The sequence below is a fragment of the Sphingomonas sp. ABOLE genome (assembly GCF_003950455.1).
GTDB classification, from domain to species: Bacteria; Pseudomonadota; Alphaproteobacteria; order Sphingomonadales; family Sphingomonadaceae; genus Sphingomonas; species Sphingomonas trueperi.
Genome location: NZ_QQWY01000022.1, coordinates 74,446 through 82,081, shown reverse-complemented (window position 1 = coordinate 82,081; position 7,636 = coordinate 74,446). Strand labels below are relative to the sequence as shown.

The following is a 7,636-nucleotide window of genomic DNA, read 5'->3' as shown; positions in this document are numbered from 1 at the left end:
CTGAGCAGCTCGCCAGCCTCGCTTGCGGTGATCTCGCCCCGCTCGACGCGCTGCAGCGTTTCGTACCGTGACAACTCGCTCCGGCTCATCGCGACCACCGTCATCAGCGTGCCCCCAATTGCTCGGGTGGCATGCCACTCGGAAGGCGCCGACCAGAGATTGTGACATCTCTATCTGGCGGAAGAGTGACATTTGTACGTTGCGCTTACAGACCCTGCACACCAGGAGGGCCGATAATACATCTTATGTAAAATCAACGCCGGGCCCGGGTGCGGGTGGACATCGCCGCCCGCCCCCTTGCCCAGGCCTTACCAGTTCACGCCGAGCCGCGCGTACAGATAGCGCCCGTTGAACCCGAACGGCGAATAATAGGGAAAGCCCACCACGCCGGTCGAGTTGTTCGCCGGGATCGTCCGGTCGGGATAGACGTCGAACAGGTTGCTCGCGCCCAGCGCGATCTGGGCGCCCTTGCGCGGCTGGAAGCGCAGCTCGAAGTCGCTGATCAGGTGCCGGCCGGTATGGATGTCCGCCGCAGGGGTCGTGCCCGGCTGGTTGACGTCGCCATAATAGGTGCCGCGCAGCGTGAGCCCCACCGGCCCCTTGGCCCAGTCGATCGTGCCGGTCACCTTCTCGCCCGGCGTGCCCTGCTCGATCGTCAGCACGCGGCTGCGCGCGAACAGCACCGGCGCCGGGTTCACCGTCGCGGTGTTGGTCGGCACGCGCGTCACCACGATCTCGTTGACGTTGCCCGCCAGCGTGAAGTCGAACGACCCCGCCGGATCGGCGGCGTTGCCCAGCCGGTAATGCGCGACGGCATCGATGCCGCGGGTGCGCGAGCGCAGGCCGTTGATGAAGAAGCGCGCCGACGGCACGTTGAACGGGTTGAGGATCGCCGCGACCTGCGGGCTGAAGCTCGCCTGGATGTTCTCGGACAGGCCGAGCTGGTCGCGCAGCCGGATCTCATAGGCGTCGACGCTGAGGTCGAAGCCGCCCGCACGGATCACCGTGCCGACCGAGAAATTGGTCGACTTCTCCGGCTGGAGCGGCTTGCCGCCCAGTGCCGCCGCCACCGGCGCGGTCGAGGGGAAGGTGCCGGTGAGGATCGGCGTGCCGTTCTGGACGACCTGCGCGACCGAGGTGAAATATTGCTGCTGCAGGCTCGGCGCGCGGAAGCCGGTGGAGACCGTGCCGCGCAGCGCGAACCAGGGCGCCACGTCGTAGCGCGCCGAAAGCTTGCCGTTGGCGGTGTCGCCGAAGTCCGAATAATGCTCGCCGCGCACCGCGACGTCGACGAGGAACGCCTGGGTCACCTGCGCCTCGAGGTCGAGATAGCCCGAGACGCTGCGCCGCGAGCGCTCGATCGCGTTGACCGGCGCGAAGCCGCCAAAGCCCTGCGCGCCCGGGGACGCGCCGACCACCGCGCCGGTGGCGGGCGCATCATAGGAGGCTGGCTCGCCCGGCGTGATCTTGTAGCCCTCGCGCCGCCCTTCGGCACCGAAGGCCAGGTTGAGCGACTGCAGCACGTCGAACTTGCGGCGCACGTCGAGCCCCGCCACCCACTGGTCGAAGATCAGCGCGCCGTCATAGAAATTCTTCGGCGTCGCCGCGCCATAGGCATAGTTGGCCGAGTTGCGCGTGCGATAGGCGATCTTGTTGCGGCCATAGCCGGCATGGAGATCGACGCCCCAGTCGCCGAGATCACCTTTCACGCCCACCGCGCCGACCGCGTTGGTCGACTTGGTGTTGATGATCGGCAGGAACCCGTCCGGATAGCCGGCCAGCGCGGTGGTGGCGCTCGCCAGCCGCGGGAAGGCGGCGCTGCGGGTGTCGCGGTCCTGGTAGCTGCCCCAGCCATAGAGGCTCCAGCCGCCACCGATGCCCTTCCCGGCATTGACCGTGCCGGTGTACTGCTCGACCTGCGGATCGCCGAAGCGGCCCGTGACGCGGGTGGGCGTGACACGCGGGTCGAAATCGGCGCGGTTGGTCGCCTGGCGGTTCACATATTCGCCGGTGACCGTGACGAACCCGTCCTCGCCTAGCCCGAAACCCTGCCACACCGACGCGGTGAAGGCCGGCTCACCGGTGGTCGAGCGGCTGCCGCGCGCCGTGTCGATGTCGGTGCGGTAGATGCCATAGGTGGCCGAGGCGGCACCGCCCGAGCGGGCCTCGCGCAGCCGCAGGTTGATCACGCCGGCGATCGCATCCGAACCATATTGCGCCGAGGCGCCGTCGCGCAGCACTTCGATCCGCTCCAGCGCCGCGGTCGGGATGGTGTTGAGGTCGACCGCCGCCGAGCCGCGCCCGACCGAGCCGTTGATGTTGAGCAGCGCCGAGCTGTTCACCCGCACGCCGTTGACCAGCACCAGCACCTGGTCGGGCGAGAGGCCGCGCAGCGTCGCCGGGCGGATGGCGTCGGTGCCGTCGGTGGCGGAGGGGCGCGGGAAGTCGATCGACGGCGCGATTGCGGCGACGGCGGCGCCCAGCTCGGTGGTGCCCTGGCGACCCAGCGCCTCGCTGCTCAGCACGTCGACCGGCGAGGCGGTGTCGAGCCGCGAGCGGCCCTGGCTGCGCGTGCCGGTGACGACGATCTCGTCGCCGCCGCCAGTGGTGGCAGCGTCCGCCTGCACCGGCGCGTCGCTGGCCTGCTGCGCCTGGGCAGTGCCGGAGGCCAGTGCGGCGGTGGAGGCTGCGAACAGCAGCGCGTGGCGGAAGGTGCGCATGGTCAACCCCTTGATCTACTTCTTGTCGACGGCCGATTTCCCATCTTCCGGCTGGGAATGCAGGAAAGAAAAGATTGGGAGGCCGAAACGCCGCGTGCGCTGCGCGCTATCGCAGGTCGAGTAGGTCCTCGCGCTGTGCATTGGCGCGGTGCTGGAACGCCTCTGCCCGGCGGCGGAAGGCGGCGGCGACGACCGGGTTGCCGCACGAGGCGGCACGGGCGCGCTCTTCCTGCGCACGGCGTTCGAAGAAGGAACGGGAACTGGGCATGGCGCGTCTCCCGGGACGAGGGCACGTCCCACAGGGGCGAAGTTAGCCGCTTCAACCGATGCGGCGCGCCTTTCGTTCCTCAGCGCTCGGCAATGGCGGCGAGCGCCTCGGCCAGCGCGTCGAACACCGCGCGGTAGCGGGCACCGTGGCGAAGGTCCTCGTGCATCACCACCCACATCCGCAGCGGCAGATCGAATGCATCCTGGAGGATATGGACCAGCGCCGGGTCGCGCCGCGCCGCCACGGTCTGGCAGATACCGATGCCGAAGCCGGCGCGGATCGCCTCGAACTGCGCGGCGTCATTGTCCACGCGCAGCGCGAAGGCGGACCGGTCGAACCCGGGCAGATGGCGCATCGCCGCGCGGATGAAGGGTGTTTCGGTATCGAAGCCGATCAGGTCGTGCGCACGCAGATCGGCGAAGCCGGCGGGCGTGCCCCGCCGTGCGAGATAGTCGCGATGGGCATGGAAGCCGAGCCGCAGCGACCCGACCGGCCGCGCCACCAGCGCCTGCTGCACCGGCTCGGTCATTCGTACGGCGATGTCGGCGCGGCGCTGGAGCAGGTCGTCCACGGCATCGGACAGCGACAGCTCGAAGACCAGGCCCGGATAGGTCTGGCGCAGGCGCGCGAGGATAGCTGGCAGGTGGAGCACGCCCACCGCCTGGCTGGCGCTGATCCGCACCACGCCCTCGGGCTGGTCGGGACGTCCCTGCGCCGTCCGCCGGAGCGCGGCGGCAGCGACCACCAGGGCCTCGGCATGGGGCTGGAGCGCCAGCGCCCGATCGGTCGGCGAAAGTCCGCGTTGCGAGCGGACGAACAGGCTGCCGCCGATCGCCGTCTCCAGCGCGTCGATATGGCGGGCGATGCTCGGCTGGGTCATGCCCAGCGCGCGGGCTGCGGCGGAGAGCGACCCGCTGCGCAGCACTGCGGCGAAGCTTCGATAGACGTCCCAGCTGGGTTCGGTGTTCATCTATTCTCGTATAGCAGACAACCGGCTTTCGGCAATTTTCGTTTCGCGGTAAATTCCCGACAAAGCCTCCACCAGACATGGAGGCTAGCATGACCAAGAGAACGGCACTGATCCTGGGCGCTACCGGCGGCATCGGCGGCGCGATGCGCGAACGACTGCTCCGCGGCGGCTGGCACGTAAAGGCGCTGACCCGCCGCCCCTCGCCGCTGCTCGACGGCTGCGAGCAGATCCTCGGCGACGCCATGGAGGCCGCTGCGGTGCTGGCCGCGGCGCAAGGCGCGGCGGTGATCGTCCATGCGGTGAACCCGCCCGGCTATCGCAACTGGTCCGGTCTGGTGCTGCCGATGATCGACAACAGCATCGCCGCCGCACAGGCGACCGGCGCGCGGATCGTGCTGCCGGGCACCGTCTACAATTATGGCCCGGATGCCTTTCCGGCGATCGACGAGGACGCGCCGCAGCACCCGCGAACCCGCAAGGGCGCGATCCGCGTCGCGCTCGAGGAACGGCTGCGCCGCGCCGCCGAGCAGGGACCCGCCAAGGCGCTGATCGTCCGCGCCGGCGATTATTTCGGGCCAGGTGCCTCGAACAACTGGTTCGGCCAGGCGATGGTGACCCCGGGCGCCCGCCCCCGCGTGATCCGCACGCCGGGCAAGCGCGGTGTCGGCCATCAATGGGCCTATCTGCCCGACGTCGCAGAGACGATGGCGCAACTGCTCGACCAGCCCGCGCTCCCCGCCTTCGCCCGCTTCCACATGGACGGGCAATGGGATGCGGACGGGCGGCAGATGGCGGAGACGATCGCGCGGGTGCTCGGCGATCCAGCGGTGCCGATCCGCCCCCTGCCCTGGTGGCAGCTCCGTCTCGCCGCGCTCGCCATGACCACCCCGCGCGAGCTGATGGAGATGCGCTATCTCTGGCAGCAGCCGATCCGGCTCCGCAACGCGCGACTGGTCGCGGCGCTCGGCGCCGAGCCGCGGACGCCGTTGGTCGACGCGGTAGCGGCGACGCTGACCGGCCTCGGCTGCCGCTGAGCGATCAGCCGAGCGTGAGGTACAGTTCGGCCTCGATCACCCAGGCGCCGCCGATCTCGCGCCACTTGGCGGTGTAGCTGCCGCTGGCCTGCACCGCCCCGTCCGCCGCCGACACACCCTGCCACTGGCCATGTTCGAACGCGATCGGAACGACGGGCGAGACGAGCACCGTCTCCGGGATCCGGCTGTAGACGCTCCGCTCGCGGGCAGCGAACTCGCGCTTCCAGGCTTGCAGCTGCGCCTTGCGTCCTTGAATCACCGCGCTGTCGGTGCCGGCGACCAGCACCACCTCGGGCGCGAGTAGCGGGCCGATCGCGGCGAGATCGGCCGCTGCCAGCGCGCGGTTGAAGGCGGCGCGGGCCATGCGGATGGCGAGTTCGGGCGAGGTCTGCATCGCCGCCTGCTCTACCGCCCGCTGCGCAATCGGCAAGCCAGGCCCCTGCGCGCAACCGCCAATTTCCCGCGACGGATTGTCAGCCGCCCGCCACCGTGTAGACTAGGCTTGATTGTCGGCCTAACCGACTGATTTGGAGACTTTCCTTGGCGCTTAAGCACGTCCTCCTGGCCTCTACCCTGTCGATCGCGGCGCTCGCCGCCCCCGCGCTCAGCCGCAAGCCGCAACAGACTGCCCCCGCCGCGCCGAGCGCCGAGGCGACCCGCTATGGCAGCTGGGGCTTTGACCTGTCGGGCATGGATCGCAGCGTGAAGCCGGGCGACGACTGGTACCGCTTCGTCAACGGCGCCTGGGCCGATCGCACCAAGATCCCCGAGGATCGCTCCTCCTTCGGCGCGTTCATCGTGCTGCGCGACCTGTCCGAGATGCGGCTGCGCGGCCTGATCGAAGGCTATAGCCCCACCGACACCGCCAATCCCGATCGCCGCAAGGCCGCGACGCTCTACCGCGGCTATATGGACGAAGCGGCGATCGAGAAGCTCGATGCCCAGCCGCTCACCCAGCGCCTTGCGCCGGTCAAGGCGGCGGCGACCAAGGCGGCGCTCGCCGCGCAGATGGGCGCGTCGATGGGCGGGTTCGGCGCCAGCTTCTTCGGCGTCGGCGTGAGCGACGACGCCAAGCAGCCCGACACGTACGCGCTGTACCTGCGCCAGGGCGGCCTGGGCCTGGGCGACCGCGACCTCTATCTCGATCCCAAGTTCGCACCGCAAGTCGCGCGCTACCGCCAATATGTCGCGCAGCTGCTCGGCATGGCGGGCTGGCCCGACGCGGCGGCCGCCGCCGACAAGGTCGTCGCGATGGAGACGCGCATCGCCGAGGCGCACTGGACCCGCGCGCAGAGCCGCGACCGCGACAAGACCTACAACCCGGTGACCGTCGCCGAGCTCAAGGCGCAGGCGCCGGGCTTCGCCTGGGATCCGTTCTGGCAGGCGGCCGGGCTCACCAAGGCGAGCCGGGTGATCGTCGCGCAGAACAGCGCGGTGCCCAAGATCGCGCAGGTCTTCGCCGACACGGACCTGGAGACGCTCAAGGCCTGGCAGGCCTTCCGCATCGCCGACGACATGTCGCCGCTGCTCTCGAAGCGCTTTGCCGATGCGCAGTTCGACTTCCGTTCGCGCTTCCTCAACGGCCAGCCCAAGGAGCGCGAGCGCTGGAAGCGCGCGGTCTCCTTCACCGAGCGGGCGATCGGCGAAGGCGTCGGACGCGATTATGTCGCGCTCTACTTCCCGCCCGAGAGCAAGGCGAAGATGGACGTGCTGGTCGGCAATCTCCGCGTGGCACTAGCCGGCCGGATCAAGAACCTCGCCTGGATGAGCCCGGCGACCAAGGAACAGGCGCTCGCCAAGCTGCAGGGCTTCACCGTCAAGGTCGGCTATCCGAGCAAGTGGCGCGATTACACGGCGCTGGAGGTCCGCCCCGGTGACCTGGTCGGCAATGCCGAGCGCGCCGGCAAGTTCGAATGGGACTATCGCCGCAACCGGCTCGGCGGCCCGGTCGACAAGGCCGAGTGGGGCATGACGCCGCAGACGGTCAATGCCTACTACAACTCGGTCAAGAACGAGATCGTGTTCCCCGCCGCGATCCTGCAGCCGCCCTTCTTCGATCCCAAGGCCGACGACGCGGTCAATTATGGCGGCATCGGCGGGGTGATCGGCCACGAGATCAGCCACGGCTTCGACGATCAGGGCCGCAAGTCCGACGGCAACGGCGTGCTGCGCGACTGGTGGACCGCCGAGGACGCGACCAAGTTCGAGGCGCAGGCGGTGCGGCTGGGCGCCCAGTACGAGGCCTATAGCTTCGAGGGGCTGCCCGGCCTGCACATCAACGGCCGCGCCTCGATGGGCGAGAATATCGGCGATCTGGGCGGCGTGCTGATCGCGCTCGACGCTTATCACGCCTCGCTCGGCGGCAAGCCGGCGCCGGTGCTCGACGGCTTCACCGGCGACCAGCGCTTCTTCCTCGGCTGGGGCCAGGTGTGGCGCACCCTGTTCCGCAACGAAGCACTGCGCCAGCAGCTGGTCAGCGACCCGCACTCGCCGGGGCAGATCCGCGCGGTGAACCCGCTGCGCAACGTCGATGCCTGGTATGCGGCGTGGAACATCGATCCCAGCCAGAAGCAATATGTCGCGCCCGCGGATCGTGTGCGGATCTGGTAAGCAAAAGGGGCCGGTGGTGCGAACCTCCGGCCCC

Annotated in this window: 6 protein-coding genes; 2 read left to right on the top strand and 4 right to left on the bottom strand. The window is 69.5% G+C overall.

What is annotated here, in order from left to right; genetic code table 11:
* Positions 1-308: 308 nt before the first annotated feature.
* From CA234_RS14735 to CA234_RS14730, 3 genes are all read right to left on the bottom strand, one after another.
* Positions 309-2,720 carry a TonB-dependent receptor gene (locus tag CA234_RS14735; RefSeq protein ID WP_125975146.1) on the bottom strand — a complete coding sequence of 804 codons (2,412 nt, stop codon included), beginning with the start codon at positions 2,718-2,720 and terminating at the stop codon, positions 309-311.
* Between the two features lie 106 nt (positions 2,721-2,826).
* Positions 2,827-2,988 (bottom strand): hypothetical protein, encoded by a 162-nt coding sequence (locus CA234_RS24385; RefSeq protein WP_164521825.1) that lies wholly within the window; start codon positions 2,986-2,988, stop codon positions 2,827-2,829.
* 79 nt (positions 2,989-3,067) lie between these two features.
* Positions 3,068-3,958, bottom strand: a complete 891-nt coding sequence (locus CA234_RS14730) for a LysR family transcriptional regulator (RefSeq protein WP_125975148.1) — start codon at positions 3,956-3,958, stop codon at positions 3,068-3,070.
* Between the two features lie 89 nt (positions 3,959-4,047).
* Between CA234_RS14730 and CA234_RS14725 the strand changes: the two genes are divergently transcribed.
* Entirely contained in the window at positions 4,048-4,992 is a 945-nt protein-coding gene (locus CA234_RS14725) for an NAD-dependent epimerase/dehydratase family protein (RefSeq protein ID WP_125975151.1), read from the top strand.
* 4 nt (positions 4,993-4,996) lie between these two features.
* Here the strand turns inward: CA234_RS14725 and CA234_RS14720 are convergent, their stop codons facing one another.
* Positions 4,997-5,386: a nuclear transport factor 2 family protein gene (locus tag CA234_RS14720; RefSeq protein ID WP_125975274.1), complete on the bottom strand. Its 390-nt coding sequence runs from the start codon at positions 5,384-5,386 to the stop codon at positions 4,997-4,999.
* A 146-nt stretch (positions 5,387-5,532) separates the two neighbouring features.
* Here CA234_RS14720 and CA234_RS14715 point away from each other — a divergent pair, with 146 nt between their 5' ends.
* Positions 5,533-7,602: a M13-type metalloendopeptidase gene (locus CA234_RS14715; protein ID WP_126002048.1), complete on the top strand. Its 2,070-nt coding sequence runs from the start codon at positions 5,533-5,535 to the stop codon at positions 7,600-7,602.
* The last annotated feature ends 34 nt before the right edge of the window (positions 7,603-7,636 follow it).

Excerpts from the sequence above, each read along its gene's own strand:
- CA234_RS14730 (WP_125975148.1), bottom strand. The coding sequence starts at position 3,958 with ATGAACACCGAACCCAGCTGGGACGTCTATCGAAGCTTCGCCGCAGTG.
- CA234_RS14720 (WP_125975274.1), bottom strand. The coding sequence starts at position 5,386 with ATGCAGACCTCGCCCGAACTCGCCATCCGCATGGCCCGCGCCGCCTTC.
- CA234_RS14735 (WP_125975146.1), bottom strand. The coding sequence starts at position 2,720 with ATGCGCACCTTCCGCCACGCGCTGCTGTTCGCAGCCTCCACCGCCGCA.
- CA234_RS24385 (WP_164521825.1), bottom strand. The coding sequence starts at position 2,988 with ATGCCCAGTTCCCGTTCCTTCTTCGAACGCCGTGCGCAGGAAGAGCGC.
- CA234_RS14725 (WP_125975151.1), top strand. The coding sequence starts at position 4,048 with ATGACCAAGAGAACGGCACTGATCCTGGGCGCTACCGGCGGCATCGGC.